This window comes from Acidovorax sp. SDU_ACID1 (genome assembly GCF_045291395.1).
In the GTDB taxonomy this organism is placed as follows: domain Bacteria; phylum Pseudomonadota; class Gammaproteobacteria; order Burkholderiales; family Burkholderiaceae_C; genus MR-S7.
The window spans coordinates 3,919,520-3,935,623 of record NZ_CP152342.1 but is presented as its reverse complement, the minus strand read 5'-3'; the positions used below and the strand labels follow the sequence as shown (position 1 = coordinate 3,935,623).

13 protein-coding genes and 1 pseudogene are annotated in these 16,104 nt (G+C 67.2%); 7 read left to right on the top strand and 7 right to left on the bottom strand.

The genetic code is table 11. From position 1 onward, the window contains the following. Window positions 1-4 precede the first annotated feature (4 nt). The 3 genes and pseudogenes from AAG689_RS19300 (at window position 5) to AAG689_RS19290 (ending at window position 2,499) form a co-directional block, all read left to right on the top strand. A complete protein-coding gene (locus AAG689_RS19300; RefSeq protein WP_406623361.1) occupies window positions 5-766 on the top strand; it encodes an SDR family NAD(P)-dependent oxidoreductase in 762 nt (253 codons plus the stop codon). A 4-nt stretch (window positions 767-770) separates the two neighbouring features. Further along, window positions 771-1,177, top strand: a pseudogene (locus AAG689_RS19295) (GtrA family protein). Next, window positions 1,174-2,499 (top strand): hypothetical protein, encoded by a 1,326-nt coding sequence (locus AAG689_RS19290; protein ID WP_406623360.1) that lies wholly within the window; start codon window positions 1,174-1,176, stop codon window positions 2,497-2,499. The pseudogene AAG689_RS19295 and the gene AAG689_RS19290 overlap by 4 nt, the downstream one beginning before the upstream one ends. 144 nt (window positions 2,500-2,643) lie before the next feature. Here the strand turns inward: AAG689_RS19290 and AAG689_RS19285 are convergent, their stop codons facing one another. From AAG689_RS19285 to AAG689_RS19275, 3 genes are read right to left on the bottom strand one after another with little or no spacing between them, the layout of a single operon-like run. Then, complete coding sequence (locus tag AAG689_RS19285; protein WP_406623359.1) at window positions 2,644-3,993, bottom strand: NDP-hexose 2,3-dehydratase family protein; 1,350 nt, start codon at window positions 3,991-3,993, stop codon at window positions 2,644-2,646. Continuing rightward, on the bottom strand, window positions 3,986-5,053 hold the full coding sequence (locus tag AAG689_RS19280) for a glycosyltransferase family 2 protein (RefSeq protein WP_406623358.1): 1,068 nt from the start codon (window positions 5,051-5,053) through the stop codon (window positions 3,986-3,988). Before AAG689_RS19280 ends, AAG689_RS19285 begins: the two co-directional genes overlap by 8 nt. Further along, window positions 5,050-7,104, bottom strand: a complete 2,055-nt coding sequence (locus AAG689_RS19275) for a molybdopterin-dependent oxidoreductase (protein ID WP_406623357.1) — start codon at window positions 7,102-7,104, stop codon at window positions 5,050-5,052. Before AAG689_RS19275 ends, AAG689_RS19280 begins: the two co-directional genes overlap by 4 nt. Before the next feature lie 94 nt (window positions 7,105-7,198). Between AAG689_RS19275 and AAG689_RS19270 the strand changes: the two genes are divergently transcribed. The 3 genes from AAG689_RS19270 (at window position 7,199) to AAG689_RS19260 (ending at window position 9,944) form a co-directional block, all read left to right on the top strand. Beyond that, window positions 7,199-8,350, top strand: a complete 1,152-nt coding sequence (locus tag AAG689_RS19270) for an ABC transporter substrate-binding protein (protein WP_406623356.1) — start codon at window positions 7,199-7,201, stop codon at window positions 8,348-8,350. 73 nt (window positions 8,351-8,423) lie between these two features. Then, window positions 8,424-9,629, top strand: coding sequence for a M20 aminoacylase family protein (locus AAG689_RS19265; protein ID WP_406623355.1), 1,206 nt, complete (start codon window positions 8,424-8,426; stop codon window positions 9,627-9,629). 57 nt (window positions 9,630-9,686) lie between these two features. Further along, a complete protein-coding gene (locus tag AAG689_RS19260) occupies window positions 9,687-9,944 on the top strand; it encodes an acyl-CoA-binding protein (RefSeq protein WP_406623354.1) in 258 nt (85 codons plus the stop codon). A 3-nt stretch (window positions 9,945-9,947) separates the two neighbouring features. Here the strand turns inward: AAG689_RS19260 and AAG689_RS19255 are convergent, their stop codons facing one another. Further along, window positions 9,948-11,063, bottom strand: coding sequence for an aminopeptidase (locus tag AAG689_RS19255; protein WP_406623353.1), 1,116 nt, complete (start codon window positions 11,061-11,063; stop codon window positions 9,948-9,950). A gap of 53 nt (window positions 11,064-11,116) precedes the next feature. Here AAG689_RS19255 and AAG689_RS19250 point away from each other — a divergent pair, with 53 nt between their 5' ends. After that, the gene (locus AAG689_RS19250; protein ID WP_406623352.1) at window positions 11,117-11,764 is read left to right on the top strand and encodes a DNA-3-methyladenine glycosylase I; all 648 of its coding nucleotides are present in this window, start codon (window positions 11,117-11,119) and stop codon (window positions 11,762-11,764) included. A 279-nt stretch (window positions 11,765-12,043) separates the two neighbouring features. Here AAG689_RS19250 and AAG689_RS19245 read toward each other — a convergent pair whose 3' ends face one another. The 3 genes from AAG689_RS19245 to AAG689_RS19235 are packed head-to-tail and all read right to left on the bottom strand — an operon-like array spanning window position 12,044 to window position 16,058. Then, the gene (locus AAG689_RS19245; RefSeq protein WP_406623351.1) at window positions 12,044-12,754 is read right to left on the bottom strand and encodes a ribonuclease activity regulator RraA; all 711 of its coding nucleotides are present in this window, start codon (window positions 12,752-12,754) and stop codon (window positions 12,044-12,046) included. Window positions 12,755-12,765: 11 nt separating this feature from the next. Continuing rightward, entirely contained in the window at window positions 12,766-14,493 is a 1,728-nt protein-coding gene (araD, locus tag AAG689_RS19240; RefSeq protein ID WP_406623350.1) for an L-arabinonate dehydratase, read from the bottom strand. A gap of 53 nt (window positions 14,494-14,546) precedes the next feature. Beyond that, window positions 14,547-16,058: a CoA-acylating methylmalonate-semialdehyde dehydrogenase gene (locus AAG689_RS19235; protein ID WP_406623349.1), complete on the bottom strand. Its 1,512-nt coding sequence runs from the start codon at window positions 16,056-16,058 to the stop codon at window positions 14,547-14,549. Between the last annotated feature and the right edge of the window lie 46 nt (window positions 16,059-16,104).

Sequence of the window (16,104 nt, the reverse complement as noted above, 5' to 3'; positions counted from 1 at the left end):
CTCCATGAACTCTCCCCAGAAAAGAATCGTCGTCATCGGCGCCACCTCTGCCATTGCCCACCAGTGCAGCCGCCTGTGGGCGCAGCAAGGCCCGTGCGACTTCCTGCTCGTGGGCCGCGACGCCCGGCGGGCAGAGCCCCTTGCTGCTGACCTGTGCGCGCGGGGTGCCGGCGTGACGGCGCGCACCGCCGCGCTGCGCTTCGACGACGTGGACGCCATTGCCGCGCTGGCGCGGGAGGCCACCGCCGCAGGGCCTGTCGACATCGTGCTGATCGCCCACGGCTCGCTGCCCGACCAGACCGCCTGCCAGGACGACTTGCATGCAGCCCAGGAGGCCCTGCGGGTCAACGGCCTGTCCCCCGCCCTTATCGCCGAGGCCTTCATCGGGCCCATGCAGCGCGCCGGCCACGGGCGGCTGTGCATCATCGGCTCCGTGGCCGGAGACAGGGGCCGCAAGAGCAACTACATCTACGGCGCCGCCAAGGGGCTGGTCGACCGCTACGCGCAGGGCCTGCAGCACCGGCTGGCGCTGGCGGGCAGCCCCGTGCGCGTCACGCTGGCCAAGCCCGGCCCCACGGATACGCCCATGACCGCGCACCTTAAGCAGGGCGGCGCCCGGCTCGCCAGCGCCGAAGCAGTGGCCCAAGGCATCGTCAGCGCCATTGCGGCGGGCCGGCCCGTGGTGTATGCGCCGGTCAAGTGGGCGCTCATCATGCTGGTGATCCGCCACCTGCCGCGCTTCCTGTTCAACAAGGCGGACATCTGAAGCCATGCGCATCGCACTGCTGTACGCCCTGTTCTGCGCCGTGGCCATCGTGGTCAACATCGGCTCCCAAGATCTGGTGTTGCGGTTTTGGCCTTCGAGAATTTGGTTCTCCATCATCGTCGGCACGGGCACGGGCTTGGTCGTCAAGTACGTGCTCGACAAGCGCTTCATCTTCCGCTTCACGGCGCAGAGCGCCAGCCATGACGGCAAGACGTTCGTGCTCTACACCCTCATGGGCGTGGTGACCACGGCCATCTTCTGGGGGTTGAATACGGATTCTGGTGGGCGTTCGGAACGGCGCAGATGCGCTACCTGGGAGGCATGATCGGCCTCGTCATTGGCTATCTCGCCAAATACCACTTGGACAAAAAGTTCGTTTTCAGCACTCCGATCCTAGCCACGCATCCATGAGCCGATACAAGACGGGGGCCAACCTGCTGGCCTGCCTCATCCTGATCGCTGCGACCCTGCGCGCCTTCACCTTCTGGGCTGCTGACCCGATGCTGGCCTATGCCAACAACTACGACCAGATACGCACGTTGAAGGTCTTCGGCCTGCATCCCAAGGATTCGCCCAAGGCGCTTTATGAGCGCACGCCAGAGCACCCCTGGCGTTACTTCATTGAGGCAGACATCCGGCACAAGGCCACCCATCCCTCGTCCGACCGGATCTTCAAGTCCATTCAGGTCAGCGCGATGGCAGCTTTTCGCACCAGCGATAGCGTCATGGACATCAAGGTTGCAGCCCTCCCTCTGCTCCTGGGCTGGCTGGTGGGCATCTGGCTGATCTTCAGGAAACTGACGGCGAGACCGCTGGCGGCTCTGGGATTTGCGGTCTGGATATTGGTGGTTGCCGATCCCATCAACTTGCTGTTTCTGAACACTTGGTACGCGGAGTTCTCTGCCTTCGCCGTCACTACGCTGTTCGTGGGCATTGCATGGCTGTGGTTGTTCCAGCGCGTTTCGCTGCGCAAGGCGCTTATATGGGGTGCCGTGTGCCTGGCGCTCATTTCATTCAACCGCAACCAGTACATGTTCCTGCTGCTGGCTGTGGCGTTGCTCGTTGGTGCTGCACTGCTTCTGTCGCGCCAGCGCGGCAAGCTGTCGGCGGCCTCCGTGGCCAAATGGGTGCTGGTCGCGGTCGCATGCCTGTTGCCGGTGCTGGCCTACAACGCGGCAGCCAAAAAGCGCATGTACCTGGAAACCGCCACCAACCGGATCGATACCGTTTTCGTGGCACTGCTGCCTGCATCCAAGGATCCGAGCCGGATGCTAGAACGGCTGGGCTTGCCGCCGGAGTGCATGCGGTTCATGGGGGAGAGCTTGTATACGCGGCCTATCCCAGAATTCGAAACGCATTGCCCCGAGAGCATGAGGCTACCACTCCTGCGCATCGCGAAGGCTGTGGCGCTGGAGCCCGGCCCGCTGGTCACAATCATCCGGAACATCGCCCAGCACCACAGAGGTTTTCTGCAGCGTCACATAGGCCACATCGAAGGGGGAGAACGCCTACATAGATACCGCCAGCGGCATCCAGCCGTATTACCAGTCGATCGATCCGCTGATCCAGGGCCTTTCCGCACAGGCGGCAGCGCTGCTCATCTATGTCGCCGCTCTCGGTCCTGCCTTTGCCGCGTTAGCGGCCTGGAGGCTGAGGCAGCGCCGCTGGGCTTTGATGTTCCTGCTGAACGGGTTGCTGTTCAACTACGCCCTGTTTTCCTCGATTCTGGGTGATGGATACATGGAAGTGGAACGCCACGCAATTCTGTGTTTCAGCTTCGGGGCGCTGTTCTTCATATTGCTGGCCAGTTTTGCCTTACCGGGTTCCAACTGCCGAGTGCATGCAACTGAATGATTGGCTGAGAGCGTGTTTATTTTTTATACCCAGCTCAGCAGCAACGAGATGCAGCTGCGAAGCTCATTGCTGAGCAAGCCTCGGACATTGGCCATGGCGCGCAGGGCGGAGAGCGTTACCCAAGGGCCCGCTATATCGAACGCCTGTGCTTGCTCTGGCGGAAGCTCGACGATCTGGTAGCGCGCCACCGAGTCCTTGAAGCGCCCGCCCTCGTCCGACTGGCGCACTGACAGGTGGGTACTGGAACCCGCATTTCTGATGGTTTCGAGCAGTGCCGCCGGGTTGGCATGGCCCAGGCCCGTGAGCAGCGAAGGGGCGAATTGGGCGCGTTCGGCGAAGCCGGGCTCGACGCTGGGATTGAGCAGGAAACGCACAATGCCGTCACGCTGCGCACAGACCAGCACGGCCAAGCCTTCGGTGCGATTGGTGAGCAGGGGTTGGCACCAGTCCTGCACCTCTCGGTCCGCGCTGTGTATCCGGAAGGTTCGGACGACAGGGTCGATCCCTGGCTGGCTGCATTCGATGGCCCATGTATCGACGCACCATCCTTCGAGCCGCTGTAGCGGCACCTGCTCGATTTGCAGCGCCGAAGCTTCACGGCACCGGGCGAGTGTGTCCAGCGCCTGTGTGTGGCCCGAGGCGGGCAGCGGAACTTGGCTGGAAACCAGCAGTTGCTCGCCAAAGCCGCCCCGAGACCGCCATCGGCCGAACGGGGGCATGTCTTCGGACTCGCACAGCAAAGACCAGTCGGCGCAGCACAGTACCGAGCGAGCGTCGGTGTTGAAGATGTAATCCTCTGCCAGGGCTTCGCGCACCGCATCAGCATCGAACCATTGCCATGCGCGATGGGCGGGGGGCTGGAACCAGCGTTCGACCTCGACAACCGCGTTGCGGTTGTACTTGCCGAGGAAGCGGTCGCCTTGCTCGGACTGCTCCACGTTCGCGATCTGGCGCACAACGTGCTTGCCTTCAGTGAACAGGTCGATCATTTCGGTCGGTTGTCCACCATGCACTTGCCGGTAGTTGCTCAAGGTGGCTTGGACGGAAGGGCCGACCTGGGTGCCTCCGACATTGCCCGGCTCCGTCTTGGCCTGCAGCAGCCATTCCCAGCCGGATTCCGTGCGGCGCACCACGAATCCCAGGATGCCTATCTCGGGCTGGTCGATGATAGGCAGCGCCAGTCCCTTCAAGTGCCTTGGGCCATGAATGCACTGGATACCGATCACGGAAAAAAACCTTCCCGTTGTGTGCCGCAGCCGGCCATCAACGAATGACCAGTGCTTGCAATCGCTGAAGGGAATCTGTTCGACGGTAAGCCCGCTGGCCGCCCGCCGTCCGGCAAGCCAATGGGCGATGGACGTGGACTCATACATCGTTGGTCCAGGGGTGTTCGGTGATGGCGCGGGCGACATAGGCGGTCACTTCAGGTTGGGAAGGAGGGGTAATTCGTGTTTCCCCCGTGCGGTGCTGCAGGGCAGCACGCCACCGCCAGCCTCGCGGCAGCCCGAGTTCGGCACATAGCCACGTGTAGGCGTCCAACTGGGTCTGCAGATAGAAATTGGCGGTATTGGCGGTGAGCAGTTGCTGTGTGAGCTGTTGCGCTTTCGGGCCTATCGTGGGGGTGGCAGAGAGATCCATGCGGCGACCGACCGCTTCGGGGTGTTTGGCAAGACGTTGCAACCGTAGCGTGAGGTCATGCAGAGTGGCTGGCACCTGCATCATGCGCAACGCGGCTTCCTGCGGCAGCGCAGGCGTGTCGTACCGCCGCTCAGCGGCCTGTGCAGACCACTGGTTCTCGAATTTGAAGCAAGTCACCTCAGCACCTGGAGTCACTTGGGCTCCCGCTCGGCAGGCGCGTAGAACCCAATCCTGAATGGGTGCGCGGAACAGACCGCTGGAGCTGTGCCACGGGCCGACCTTGTCGGCCAGTTTGCGCGAGACGACCCAGGCACTGGCGGGCTCAATGCGATGAATTCCCGAGCAGAAGATTTGTTCGAAGCTCTGCGGCAAGGGCGAAACCGTCTCGATGGCCAGTGGCGCATCCATGCTTTCCGGGGCATCCCATATCCATGCCGATCGACCAAAGAAGAAGTCGGCACCAGTGTGATCCATCTGCCGGCAGGCCCTGTCGAGGTGCGAGGGCAGCCAGAGGTCATCGTGATTCAGAAGGGCGATTCGGCTGGTGCTGGCGCAGGCCATACCCGCGGAATTGGGCTGCGCCTGCTCGCCACAGCGCCAGGGCAGGTTGACATAGCGGATGCGCGGGTCTGCAAGCAAAGGCGCCATCACGGCGGCAGTTTCTTCCCCGCAGCCATCGCCGATCACCAGCAACCTCCAGTCAGGCATCGTCTGGAGAAGTACCGAGCGTACGGCGCATGCCAATGTGCCGGGCCGGCCGTAGGTGGACAACACGATCGTGACGGCCGATGTCATGGATGCTCCTTATGCAATCGGGCCTCTACTTCCACAACGCAGTCATAGAACGTGGGTGCCGCGCCCAGGTCGGTCAGGGCCTGGCTGGTCAGCTCGTTGACGTTGGTGCCGTTGGGTCCGAGCTTGCGCCACCAGATGCCCAGGCCGTTGACCACGCCGGGGCGGGCGCGCTCGCTTACTGCCGCATGGCATTCATAGCTGCCGCGGCCGTTGAACACGCGCACCAGGCCGCCGTCCTGGACGCCGCGCGGGGCCGCGTCGTCGGGGTGGATCTCCAGCACGGGCCGGCCCTCGATGCCGCGCAGGCTCTGCACGTTCACGAACGTGGAGTTGAGGAAGTTGCGCGCGGGCGGCGAGATCATCGCCAGCGGGTAGCGCGCCGAGCTGCCGGGCGCCTCGTGGTTGGGCACGTAGCCGGGCAGCGGATCGAGCCCCTGGGCGGCCAGGCGCGCGCTGTGGATCTCGCACTTGCCCGAGGGCGTGGGGAAGTTGCCTTCGGCAAACGGCGCGTCGGGCACGGGCAGGGGGGCGAAGCCGTCCTTGAGCAGCCGCTCGAAATCGACGGCTTTGCCGTAGGCCTGGCGGCAGAGTTCCTCGTCGCTGTCGGAAAAGCACGGCTCGGTGAAGCCCATGCGGGCTGCCAGGTCGCGGAAGATCTGCCCGTTGCTGCGCGCCTCGCCCAGGGGCGGGATCGCCGGGCGGTTGAGCAGCACGTCGGTATGACCGTAGGACAGGTGCACATCCCAGTGCTCGAGCTGCGTGGTGGCGGGCAGGATGTAGTCGGCGTAGTCGGCCGTGTCGGTATGGAAGTGCTCCAGCACCACGGTGAACAGGTCCTCGCGCGCGAAGCCCTGCACCACCTTGGTGGAGTCTGGCGCCACGGCCACGGGGTTGCTGTTGTAGACCACCAGGGCCTGGATGGCGTCGCCGCGCAGCAGGTCGTCGCCGATGGTCACCATGTTGACGGTGCGCGGCTGGCGCCCGGCCAGCAGGTCGGGGCGCTGGAGCTGCGCGCGCTGCACCGGGTAGTGCCCTGAGCTGGAGAACAGCAGGCCGCCAGCGCGGTGGCGCCACGCGCCGGTGAGCGCGGGCAGGCAGGCGATGGCGCGCGTGGCGTTGCCGCCGCCGTGGGCGCGCTGCATCCCGTAGTTGAGTCGGATAGCGGCGGGCTGCGTCGTGCCGTAGTCCTGCGCCAAGCGGCGGATCTGCTCCACGGGCAGGCCGCAGACTTCGGCCGCGCGCTCGGGCGGCCACTCCAGCGCGCGCTCGCGCAGGCCTTCCCAGCCGATGGTGTGGCGGGTGATGTAGTCGTGGTCGAGCCAGTCGTTCCTCACCAGCTCGTGCATCAGCGCCAGGGCCAGTGCGGCGTCGGTGCCGGGGAGGAGCTGCAGGTGTTCGTGGCACTTCTCGGCCGTCTCGGTGCGGCGCGGGTCGATGCACACCAGGCGCGCGCCGTCGCGCTTGGCCTGCTGGGCGATGCGCCAGAAGTGCAGGTTGCTGCCGATGGAGTTGCTGCCCCAGATGAGGATGAGTTTGGCCTCCGCGAAGAACTCCACCTTCATGCCCACCTTGCCGCCCAGTGTGTGCATGAGCCCTTCGCCGCCGGCTGTGGAGCAGATGCTGCGATGGAGCAGCGAGGCGCCCAGGCGGTGGAAGAAGCGCCGGTCCATGCTCTCGCCCTGCACCAGGCCCATGGTGCCGGCGTAGCTGTAGGGCAGGATGGCCTGCGGGTCGCGCGCGGCGATGGCCGTGAGGCGCGCGGCGATGTCCGCCAGCGCCTCGTCCCACGAGACGGGCGCGAACTGGCCGCTGCCCTTGGGGCCGGTGCGCCTGAGCGGCGTGAGGATGCGCTCGGGGTGGTGCGTGCGCTCGGCGTACTTGGACACCTTGGCGCACAGCACGCCGCCCGTCTGTGCATGGGCGGGGTTGCCCTGCACGCGCACGGCGCGGCCGTTCTCCACGGTGGTCAGCAGGGCGCAGGTGTCGGGGCAGTCGTGCGGGCAGGCGCCGCGTACCTGGACGGGGTCGGCGATGGGGGCGGTCGTGGTCATGGCGGTTTCTCGGGGGTGGCCGCTACACTCGTTCACGCGGGTGTTTCACGGCAGGATGCGCCGGCGGGCGCGATCGACAAGAAGGGATTTCACCATGATGCAGCAGGTTCTGGGGCGCAGGCAGTTTTCCGTGGGTCTGGGTGCGGCGGCGCTGGCGGGGTTTCCGGCGGTGCACGCGCAGGGCGAAGGGCGCATCGTGCTGGGCCAGTCGGCGGCGCTCACGGGCGCGGCGGGGCAGCTCGGCGTGCAATTCCAGGCCGGCGCGAAGCTGGCCTTTGATCAGGCCAACGCGCATGGCGGCATCGGCCGGCGCAGCATCGAGATCCGCGCGCTGGACGACGGCTACGAGCCCGACCGCTGCGCCGAGAACACGCGCAAGCTCATCGCCGACGACGTGTTCGCGCTGTTCGGCTACATTGGCACGCCCACCAGCCTCGCGGCCCTGCCGCTGTTCACGCAGGCCCGGGTGCCGTTCTTCGCACCCTTCACGGGCGCGCCAGGGCTGCGCAAACCTTTCAACCGGCTGATCTTCCACGTGCGCGCCTCCTACGACGACGAGACCGAACTCATGGTGCGCCAGCTCACCCATCTGGGCCTCACGCGCATCGGCGTGTTCCACCAGAACGACAGCTACGGCCAGGCCGGTCTGGACGGCGTGGCGAAGGCGCTGGCCGCGCGCAAGCTCGCGCCCGTGGCCACGGGCACGGTGGAGCGCAATTCGGACAACGTCGCCGCCGCGGTGCAAAAGCTCGTGGCCGCCCGGCCCGAGGCCATCGTGCAGGTCAGCACCTACGCCTCGTGCGCGGCCTTCGTGCGCGCGGCGCGCAAGGCGGGTTACGGCGGGACGTTCTACAACGTGTCCTTCGTGGGCACCCAGGCGCTGGCCGACGCACTGGGCACAGACGGCGCGGGCGTGGTGGTGTCGCAGGTCGTGCCCTCGCCCTACCAGAGCTCGCGGCAGATCACGCGCGAATTCCACGACGCCATCAAGAAGGGCGGCACCGGCGTGCAGGCCAACTACTCCAGCATGGAGGGCTACCTGGCCGCGCGCGTGTTCATCGAGGGCCTGCGCAATGCGCACGCGCAAAGCGGCGGCAAGCTCACGCGCGAGGCGCTGGTGGCTGGGCTGGAGTCGGTCAACGGGCAGGTGGGCGGCTTCCAGGTGGCTTTCAGCGGAGCCGACCACGAGGGCTCGCGCTTCGTGGAGATGTCCATGCTCACCGGAGACGGCCGCGTGCGCACCTGAGGGTGGCAAGCCCTTGCCTGGCAGGGTTGCAGAGGCGCGGCTAGACTGTGGCTTCCCAAGGAAGACTCCCGCCATGAAAGTCATTGATTCCATCGTTGCCGATGCGGCAGCCATCGCCGCCGTGCGGCGCGACATCCACGCCCATCCCGAACTGTGCTTCCAGGAAGTGCGCACCGCCGACGTGATCGCGGCGCAGCTCACCGAATGGGGCATTCCCATCCACCGCGGCCTGGGCACCACCGGCGTGGTGGGCATCGTGCACGGCCGCGACGGCGGCGCCTGCGGCCGCGCCGTGGGCCTGCGCGCCGACATCGACGCGCTGCCCATGCAGGAATTCAACACCTTCGCCCACGCCAGCAAGCATGTGGGCAAGATGCACGCCTGCGGCCACGACGGCCACACCGCCATGCTGCTCGCGGCGGCCAAGTATTTCTCCAGGCACCGCGACTTCGACGGCACCGTCTACCTGATCTTCCAGCCCGCCGAGGAAGGCGGCGGCGGCGCGCGCGAGATGATCAAGGACGGCCTGTTCGAGCAGTTCCCCATGCAGGCCGTCTTCGGCATGCACAACTGGCCCGGCATGCCCGTGGGTACGTTCGCCGTCAGCGCGGGGCCGGTGATGGCGTCCTCCAACGAGTTCAAGATCACCATCCGCGGCAAGGGCGCGCACGGCGCCATGCCGCACCTGGGTATCGACCCCGTGCCCGTGGCCTGCCAGATGGTGCAGGCCTTCCAGACCATCATCAGCCGCAACAAGAAGCCCATCGAGGCCGGCGTGATCTCCGTCACCATGATCCACACCGGCGAGGCCACCAATGTCGTGCCCGACAGCTGCGAGATGCAGGGTACGGTGCGCACCTTCACCATCGAGCTGCTGGACATGATCGAGCGGCGCATGCGACAGGTGGCCGAGCACACCTGCGCGGCCTTCGAGGCCACGTGCGAATTCGAGTTCGTGCGCAACTACCCGCCCACGATCAACTCCCCGGCCGAAGCCGAGTTCGCGCGCCGCGTGATGGCCGGCATCGTGGGCGAGGACAAGGTGCTGGCGCAGGAGCCCACGGGCGGTGCCGAGGACTTCTCCTTCATGCTGCAGGCCAAGCCCGGCGCCTACGTGTTCATCGCCAACGGCGACGGCACGCACCGCGACATGGGCCACGGCGGCGGCCCCTGCACGCTGCACAACCCGAGCTACGACTTCAACGACGACCTGATCCCGCTGGGCGGCACCTACTGGGTGGAGCTGGCGCGGCAATGGCTGGCGAACCCGATGGCTTAAAAAGAACGGTCGTTCGCACTCTGGCTACACTGTGGGTTTCTGACCAGGAGACCCGCAATGTCCGATCTGAACACCGCCTTCGAAGCCGCCGTCGCCAATTCCAAGAACCTCAGCGAGCGGCCCGACAACCCGACGCTGCTGAAGATCTACGCGCTTTACAAGCAGGCCACGGCCGGCGATAACACCGAGAAGAAGCCCAGCTTCTCCGACATCGTCGGCCGCGCCAAATGGGACGCGTGGGAGAAGCTCAAGGGCACGGCCGCCGATGCTGCCAAGCAGCAGTACATCGACCTCATCGAATCCCTGCGTGGATGAACCTCAGGGCCGTGCCGCCAGGGCCATGAGCGCGGCATCACGCTCGGCCTGCGGCGCGCGGGCCAGCACCTTCACCGCTGCGTGGAAGCGCGGCCAGTCGCGGCCCTCGCGCTCGAACAGCGCGGTGAAGGCCGGCACCCAGTCGTCATAGGCCGCCTGCGCCGCGAAGCTGGCGTTGTTGGCCTCGTGCACCCACAGGTCCATGCCTGCCACCAGCGCCGCAGGCGTACCCGCCGCCAGCCAGCGGGTGCGCAGCGCCTCGTAACGGGCGCGGAATTCCTGCATTGCTTCTGTTTTCATAGCTGCTGGCGCTTGCTGGGTGAGCGCTAGAGGCTGTTTTGACTCGTATATTTCCCGCAGCCGCTCGCGCGTGGAGCGCGTGAGCGCGCGGAACTGCGCGCGCCGCTCCTCGCCAGCGTCGAACTGCGCGCGCGCCTCGGGCGTGGAGCGCTCGTCCAGCCAGCGCCGCACGCCCAGCCGCTCCACCGCCGTGGCGTAGGACTCGTTGAACTGCGTGTCCCCCGGCGCGTAGGCCACCTGGTGCGCCAGTTCATGGAACAGCAGGCGCACGAACTCGCCCTCGGGCCAGGCGATGAAGGTGGACAGCAGCGGGTCTCCGCCCAGCCAGTTGCTGTAGCCCAGCGTGGAATAGGCCGGCACGCCGTAGACGCTCACCTCCAGCCCCGTGGCCGCCAGCCGCGCGGCCTCGGCGCGCGCGTCGGCCTCGTCGAAATAGCCCCGGTAGCCGATGCAGCCCGTGACGGGGAAGCACCACGTATGGAGCTGGAGCGAATACGGCCCCGCCGCCACCACGTTCCACACCGCGGCGCGGCGCCCGAGCTGTGCGTAGCGGTGGTAGCTGGCGTTGTCCGGCAGCGCCAGCGCGCTCACCGCGAAGGCGCGCGCCTGCGCGGCCAGCTGCAGGCGCGCGCGCAGCGCGCTGGAGGTGTCGGGGCTGGCGATCCACTCCGGCACGGGGCGGGCCGCCTGCAGCAGGGCCAGGTGTCCGCGCGCCGATTGCCAGTAATACCCCAGCGTGCCGCAGCCGGAGAGCAGCAGCGCCGACGCTGATGCGAGCAGCACGGCAGCAGGGCGGAAAGACACGTGGAAGGAGCGCATGGGCAGTGCCCGCGAGGATAGCAAGCGCAGGGCGCAGCCCCCACAATGCCGCCATGACCGACACCACCGATACCCACCTGTTCACCGACGAGCAGGGCCATTCGCGCTGCTTCTGGTGCCGCGCTTCGCCGCTGTACCGCCACTACCACGACCACGAGTGGGGCTTCCCGGTGACCGATGACCGCCGGCTGTTCGAGAAGCTGTGCCTGGAGGGCTTCCAGGCGGGCCTGTCGTGGATCACCATCCTCAACAAGCGCGAGGCCTTCCGCGCGGCCATGGCGAACTTCGAGGCCGAGGAACTGGCGCGCTTCGGGCCGGCAGACGTGGAGCGCTTGCTGGGCGACGCGGGTATCGTGCGCCACCGGGGCAAGATCGAGTCGGCCATCAATAACGCGCAGCGCGTGCTGGAGCTGCGGCGCGAATACGGCTCGCTCGCGCACTACGTGTGGCGCTACGCGCCGCAGGCGGCGCAGGGCCGGCCCCAGCGCATGACGGGCGACGCCGTGCGCGCGCTCACCGCGTCGGCCGCGTCGGCGCAGCTCTCCAAGGACTTGAAGAAGCGCGGCTTCAGCTTCGTCGGCCCCACGACCATGTACGCCTTCATGCAGGCCATGGGCCTGGTCAACGACCACATCGAGGGCTGCAGCGCGCGCCCGGCGGCCGAGGCGGCGCGCGCCGCTTTCACGCCGCCCACGGCCTGAGAGCCTGTTCACGATCTTTTCATGGTGCCCGTTGCCCCGCAAAGGCAGTGGATGCAAGGCGCAAACCGCAGCCGGGCTGGTGGCCCGGCGAGGATTTGCAACGCCGCAGACGCCGCCTTTGCGGGGCAACCCTTCGGGCAAGGCAGCAAACAGCCGCACTCCGCGTTGCGCGCCTTGTCCAGGCCACCAGCATGGCCTGCGGCGCGCGCCTTGATCGCGGCTGTTTGCTGCCTTGCGGGCACCATGAAAAGATCGTGAACAGGCTCTGAGGCGCCGCGTTCAGCGACCGCGTTCCGCGCGCCAGGCGGCGAAGTCGGAGCGGCTGCGTTCGTCGGTGGGCGGATACAGGCCCAGGATGGAGCGGCCTTCCATGACCTTCTCCTGCACGAAGTCCTCGAACACGGTCATCTCCGTGGCCTCGGCGGCGATCTCGTCTGCCAGGTGCGCAGGGATCACGACCACGCCTTCGGCATCGCCCACGACCACGTCGCCGGGGAACACGGCCACGTCGCCGCAGCCGATGGGACCGTTGATCTCGATGGCCTCGTGCAGCGTCAGGTTGGTCGGGGCGCTAGGGCGGCTGTGGTACGCGGGCATGGCGTACCTGGCGATGTCCGGGCTGTCGCGAAAGCCGCCGTCGGTTACCACGCCGGCCACGCCGCGCTGCATCAGCCGCGCGACCAGGATGCCGCCGGCCGAGGCGGCGCGCGCGTCCTTGCGGCTGTCGATCACCAGCACCGCGCCGCCCGGACAATCTTCCACCGCCTTGCGTTGCGGGTGGTCTCGGTTCTGGAAGACGGCGATGCCGTTGCGGTCCTCGCGCGCGGGAATGTAGCGCAGCGTGAACGCCTCGCCCACCATGTTGGGCAGGCCCGGGTTGAGCGGGCGCACGTCCTGGATGCACTGGTTGCGCAGGCCGCGCTTGAACAGCGCGGTGCACAGGGTGGCGGTGCTGATCTGCATCAGCCGTTCGCGGGTGGTTGGGTCCATGCGATGCTCCATCAGAAGATGTCGGGTTCCGGCACGGGCGTGCCGAACGTGGTTTCGAGGAAGTCGAAGTCGCAGCCCTCGTCGGCCTGCTTGATGTGGCGGCCGAACATCCAGCCGTAGCCGCGCTCGTAGCGCGGCGGCGCGGGCTTCCAGGCCTTGCTTCGTGCAGCCAGTTCCTCGTCGCTGACTTCGAGGTGGATGCTGCGCGCGGGCACGTCCACGGTGATGCGGTCGCCGGTCTTCACCAGCGCCAGCGGCCCGCCGATGGCCGCCTCGGGCGCGCAGTGCAGCAGGCAGCCGCCGTAGCTGGTGCCGCTCATGCGCGCGTCCGACAGGCGCAGCATGTCCTTGACGCCCTGCTTGAGCAGCTTGGTGGGGATGGGCAGCATGCCCCATTCGGGCATGCCGGCGCCCAGCGGGCCGGCGTTGCGCAGCACCAGGACGTCGTCGCCGGTCACGTCGAGGTCAGGGTCCTCCACCGCTTTCTTCAGCGACGGATAGTCGTCGAACACCAGTGCGCGGCCGGTGTGCTGCAGCAGGTGCGGCGCGCAGGCGCTGGGCTTGATGACCACGCCATCGGGCGCGAGGTTGCCCTTGAGCACGGCCAGCGCGCCCTCGGCGTAGATGGGGTTGGAGAGCGGCCGGATCACGTCGTCGTGGTAGACCTCGCTGCCCGCGATGTTTTCGCCGATCGTCCTGCCGTTGACGGTGAGCGCCTCGGTCTTCAGGTGGCAGCGGATGCGCTCCAGCATCGCGCGCAGGCCGCCGGCGTAGAAGAAGTCCTCCATCAGATAGGCGTCGCCGCTGGGCCGGATGTTGGCGATCACCGGCACTTGGCGGCTGAAGGCGTCGAAGTCCTGCAGGCTCACCGGATGGCCTGCGCGGCGCGACATGGCGATCAGGTGGATGATGGCGTTGGTCGAGCAGCCCATGGCCATCGCGCAGGCGATGCCGTTCTCGAAATTGGCGCGCGTGAGCATCTTCGCGGGCGTGAAGTCGTCCCACACCATCTCGACGATGCGGCGCCCGCACTCGGCGCTCATGCGGATGTGGTTGGCATCGGCGGCGGGGATGCTGCTCGCGCCCGGCAGCGCCAGGCCCACGGCCTCGGCGATGCCCATCATCGTGGCGGCCGTGCCCATGGTCATGCAGGTGCCGTGGCTGCGTGCGATGCCGGCTTCCATTTCGTTCCAGGCCTGGTCGGAGAGGCGTCCGGCGCGGCGCTCGTCCCAGTACTTGAAGGCGTCCGAGCCCGAGCCCAGCACCTGGCCCTTCCAGTTGCCGCGCAGCATGGGGCCGGCAGGCAGGTAGATGAAGGGGATGCCCATGGAGAGCGCTCCCATGGTCAGGCCCGGCGTGGTCTTGTCGCAGCCGCCCATCAGCACGGCGCCGTCCACCGGGTGGCTGCGCAGCAGCTCCTCGGTCTCCATGGCGAGAAAGTTGCGGTACAGCATGGTCGTGGGCTTGACCATGCTTTCCGACAGGCTGATCGCCGGCAGCTCCAGCGGAAAGCCGCCCGCCTGCAGCACGCCGCGCTTGACGTCCTCCACGCGCTGCTTGAAGTGGGCGTGGCACTGGTTGGCGTCGCTCCAGGTGTTGACGATGGCGATGACGGGCTTGCCCACCCAGTCCTCGTAGCCATAGCCCATCTGCAGCACACGCGAGCGGTGGCCGAAGGAGCGGAAGTCGTCGGGTGCGAACCAGCGCGCGCTGCGCAGGGTCTCGTAGGTGCGTTTCATGGGCTCTGTCTCCTGGGCGGAGCGGCATGGGCTCCGCATGGTGGTTGGCTGCTTCAGCGGCTGCTGGGGAAGCTGAACACGGCCCCCTCGCGCACACCCGCGCTCGGCCAGCGCTGGGTGATGGTCTTGCGCTTGGTATAGAAGCGCACGGCATCCGGCCCGTAGGCATGCAGATCGCCGAACAGCGAGCGCTTCCAGCCGCCGAACGAATGGTAGGCCACTGGCACGGGCAGCGGCACGTTGATCCCCACCATGCCCACCTGGATGTGGTCGGTGAAATAGCGCGCGGCCTCGCCGTCGCGCGTGAAGATGCACGTGCCGTTGCCGTACTCATGGTCGTCGATCAGCTGCATCGCCTCCTGCAGGGTCTTCACGCGCACCACGCCGAGCACGGGGCCGAAGATCTCCTCCTGGTAGACCTTCATGCCGGGCTTGACGTGGTCGAACAGGCAGGCGCCCAGGAAGTAGCCCTCCTCGTGGCCCGCCACCTGCACGCCGCGGCCATCGACCACCAGCGTGGCGCCCTCGGCCACGCCGCTGTCCACATAGGCCTTCACCTTCTCGAAGTGCTGCTTGGTCACCAGCGGCCCCATGTCGTTGCCGTTGTCGGTGCCGGGGCCCACCTTCATCCTGGCGATCTCCGCCTTCAGGCCCTCGATCACCTTGTCGGCCGTCTCGTCGCCCACCGCCACCACCAGCGGAATGGCCATGCAGCGCTCGCCGCACGAACCGTAGGCCGCGCCCATCAGCGCGCTCACCGCATTGCCGATGTCCGCATCGGGCATCAGCACCGCATGGTTCTTCGCGCCGCCCAGGGCCTGCACGCGCTTGCCGTGCTTGCAGCCTTCCGAATAGATGTACTCGGCGATCGGCGTGGAGCCCACGAAACTCACGGCCTTCACGCGCGGATCGCGCAAAAGCGTATCGACGGCGGTCTTGTCGCCATTGACCACGTTGAGCACCCCCGGCGGCAGGCCCGCCTCCAGCGCCAGCTGCGCGATGAGCAGGGCGGACGAGGGATCGCGCTCGCTGGGCTTGAGCACGAAGGTATTGCCGCAGGCTACGGCCATGGGCCACATCCACAGCGGCACCATCGCGGGGAAGTTGAACGGCGTGATACCGGCCGTCACGCCCAGCGCCTGGAACTCGCTCCACGAATCGATGCTGGGGCCCACGTTGCGCGAATGCTCGCCCTTGAGCAGCTCGGGCGCGTAGCTGGCGTACTCCACGTTCTCGATGCCGCGCTGCAGCTCGCCGTGCGCATCGGCGAGCACCTTGCCGTGCTCGGCGGTGATCAGGGCGGTGATCCTGTCGGCGTTCTCCTCGAGCAGCACCTTGAGCTTGGCCAGAACGCGCGCGCGCTTGAGTGGGGGCGTGTTGCGCCAGGCGGGGAACGCTGCCTGGGCCGAAGCGATGGCCGCCTCCACGGTGGCCTGGCTGGCCAGGGCCACGTTCAGCGAGGACTGGCCGGTGGCGGGGTTGAACACCGGCTGGGTGCGCTCGGTGTCGGCCACGAGCTGGCCGTCTATCAGGTGGCCGACGGTGGTGGGTTCTTCGTGTGTCATGGTTATGAATAAAAATTGGCTCCAGCGCTTATGCAGTAAGCGCAGA

Excerpts from the sequence above, each read along its gene's own strand:
- AAG689_RS19300 (WP_406623361.1), top strand. The coding sequence starts at position 5 with ATGAACTCTCCCCAGAAAAGAATCGTCGTCATCGGCGCCACCTCTGCC.
- AAG689_RS19290 (WP_406623360.1), top strand. The coding sequence starts at position 1,174 with ATGAGCCGATACAAGACGGGGGCCAACCTGCTGGCCTGCCTCATCCTG.
- AAG689_RS19285 (WP_406623359.1), bottom strand. The coding sequence starts at position 3,993 with ATGTATGAGTCCACGTCCATCGCCCATTGGCTTGCCGGACGGCGGGCG.
- AAG689_RS19280 (WP_406623358.1), bottom strand. The coding sequence starts at position 5,053 with ATGACATCGGCCGTCACGATCGTGTTGTCCACCTACGGCCGGCCCGGC.
- AAG689_RS19275 (WP_406623357.1), bottom strand. The coding sequence starts at position 7,104 with ATGACCACGACCGCCCCCATCGCCGACCCCGTCCAGGTACGCGGCGCC.
- AAG689_RS19270 (WP_406623356.1), top strand. The coding sequence starts at position 7,199 with ATGATGCAGCAGGTTCTGGGGCGCAGGCAGTTTTCCGTGGGTCTGGGT.
- AAG689_RS19265 (WP_406623355.1), top strand. The coding sequence starts at position 8,424 with ATGAAAGTCATTGATTCCATCGTTGCCGATGCGGCAGCCATCGCCGCC.
- AAG689_RS19260 (WP_406623354.1), top strand. The coding sequence starts at position 9,687 with ATGTCCGATCTGAACACCGCCTTCGAAGCCGCCGTCGCCAATTCCAAG.
- AAG689_RS19255 (WP_406623353.1), bottom strand. The coding sequence starts at position 11,063 with ATGCGCTCCTTCCACGTGTCTTTCCGCCCTGCTGCCGTGCTGCTCGCA.
- AAG689_RS19250 (WP_406623352.1), top strand. The coding sequence starts at position 11,117 with ATGACCGACACCACCGATACCCACCTGTTCACCGACGAGCAGGGCCAT.
- AAG689_RS19245 (WP_406623351.1), bottom strand. The coding sequence starts at position 12,754 with ATGGACCCAACCACCCGCGAACGGCTGATGCAGATCAGCACCGCCACC.
- araD (WP_406623350.1), bottom strand. The coding sequence starts at position 14,493 with ATGAAACGCACCTACGAGACCCTGCGCAGCGCGCGCTGGTTCGCACCC.
- AAG689_RS19235 (WP_406623349.1), bottom strand. The coding sequence starts at position 16,058 with ATGACACACGAAGAACCCACCACCGTCGGCCACCTGATAGACGGCCAG.